The following is a 2348-nucleotide window of genomic DNA, read 5'->3' as shown; positions in this document are numbered from 1 at the left end:
ATGAAATTATTTCGTAACAGATTGAATATATGGTACATAAAAATAAGAATGTATATAGAATTAATATACTTCAACCGAATATGCTCCATAAACAGCTCTATTAATGGATTATCATCTTTTTCCGATATGCACAAAAATGGACTTTCAAACACAAACTTCTACTTGTTTTTTAGACTTACCACCATCTATTTTTTCAAAAAACACGTTCATATTAGACTGCTCTATATTTTTCTACATATTTTTTAGACCACACAAAACAGCAAAAAAATAAGGCTTCTATCAGAATCACCAAAACATTATTATAATGCTACTGATTTTCTTCTGATCACCCTTTGTTTTCTCCATAAATTTCATTTATCCCTTTTTCTTTATGGACTATTCCCTATTTTTTGCACCATAAAGAAACCATGAGCAAAATGTTCACAGTGAATTTTCCAGTTTTAGGGCTTTTCTAAGCATCTTATGGAAATGTTTGACATCAAATATAATACTTTCCTCTGCATAACGATGTAATACTGCAGATATGATCGATATCGTATCCTCTCCTCTTTCCTTAATGATCTTGCTATACTGATGTGTCAATTTCCCAAGATCTGACGCATCCTCCTCTCGTTTTTTTGCAAGCTGTTCTCGACGCAGCAATACACTTCCTACATACTCTCTTTGCTGATCAGCGGCTGTATTTACACAAACATATGTAGCTCGTTTTCCTTTGATTGATTTTGTTGGTTTTTGAAATAATTTCCCACCCAAAAATTTTATGTAGTATTTACCATTCTTAATATGGACAGAAAAATATTTGCGTAATGTCTGTAAATAGACCTGGATCATTCTTTTTGATACTTGTAATATATTACAATATTTATGGTAAAACTCTTTTACATTAATAACACGAATTCCTCTATTTACTGCCGTAGAACGCATAAGATCAAGAAGCATATATTTTTCATGTGCTTTCATTTTGAAAAATTCTTTGCTTTGAAAAAGTACTTTATTTAGATCTATGTAATCTGGTGTCTTTTGCTGTGAAAACGTTCGATTTTCGAGATAAATATCGAAATCCCCTTTGACATTTTGAGTATATGAAAGTAAATTTTTCTCACTCAAAGAACGCAGAACATTATAAAATGTCTGCTTACTTTTCATACCTAATATCTGCATGAATTCTTTGTAATAAACACCAATCACTCTTCTGTGCTCGTCTTGATAACGCACACACTGGAGGAAAAAATTCATTTCCATTTTGCTGACACTATTTAATTTTAGCAATGTATCATATGCAAGCTGCATTGTTTTTTCCTCCTGCTATAATAAGTTACATAATATAGAAGGGTATATCCAACAATGTACCGAAATTCGGTACATGAGAAGAAAACATTTAACGAACTCTTATACCCGGTGTTTTTTTGACTTTTTTATTTTCTTTTTTTTTCTATGTCAGTTTTTTTATTATCAATAATTTTAAGTAAGTTATCTTTTTCTGACACCCATTTTTTTACATTTTCTATTTCTTTTTCTAAATCAACATTTGACGAATCCCAATTTTCCAACATCATATCTCTTTCTTCTGTCCACTCTCTCAGGTCATCTTTATATGATTCTAGACATTCTTTTTCGTGTTCGATGAATTCTTCCACGTTATTATATGCATGAACAATTTTATAGCTTGTAAAATCATCGTTGTATTTGTGACGATAAATATTCTTCCAATCGTCCGTAGGCTCTGCGATGTCCTTTTGGGATTGCTTTATGTCTCTTTTTGCAGTTTCAATGTTGTTTAATGCATCAAGAAAATGCTGTGGTTCATGTCCTTCGGAAAGTAGATGATTGAGAAGCGAAGGTTCCGGGAACATTCCAAACCAACAACGCTCAAACCACTGTTGTGCATACATTCTCTCATCACTTCCGTTGGAGTAAGTACCGTCTACCAAATCTCCGACAAAATTTTCTATCAGCTCTCCGATTGTCAGACCATACTCCCCGCACTTTCTCGCAAGCCGGTCACAATCTGCATCTGATAACTCAAGCTTGATTTGTCTTTTTTTAATTGTTTCAATCTCTTTTCTCTGCTCTTCACCATAACTCATTAATACTTACCTCACATTTCGGATTAGCAATCATTTTATAGATAATCTATTTGTTTTCAGATTTCGTTTGTTCCAAATCATAGTTATATTTTTGACTACGCCAATTTATTGATTCTTTGCATAAACACAACGCAATTATAAATCCAATAAAAAGCACTAGAATGATTGCTGCAATTATAAAAAAAATCATTTAAAACTCCTTTTTCAGAATGATTGCTGCAATTATAAAAAAAATCATTTAAAACTCCTTTTTCATTTGTA

General features: G+C 31.9%; 2 protein-coding genes. Both read right to left on the bottom strand.

Annotated features, from left to right (window positions below):
• Positions 1-420: 420 nt before the first annotated feature.
• Positions 421-1107: a hypothetical protein gene (locus DXB52_RS15430; RefSeq protein WP_181989234.1), complete on the bottom strand. Its 687-nt coding sequence runs from the start codon at positions 1105-1107 to the stop codon at positions 421-423.
• A gap of 308 nt (positions 1108-1415) precedes the next feature.
• A complete protein-coding gene (locus DXB52_RS15425) occupies positions 1416-2087 on the bottom strand; it encodes a molecular chaperone GrpE (RefSeq protein ID WP_118108007.1) in 672 nt (223 codons plus the stop codon).
• Positions 2088-2348: the final 261 nt, after the last annotated feature.

Origin of the sequence: Ruminococcus sp. OM04-4AA (genome assembly GCF_003462585.1) — a bacterium.
Lineage (GTDB): Bacteria > Bacillota > Clostridia > Lachnospirales > Lachnospiraceae > Mediterraneibacter > Mediterraneibacter faecis.
The sequence above is the reverse complement of the archived record's forward strand: the minus strand, read 5'-3'. Positions and strand labels throughout refer to the sequence as shown.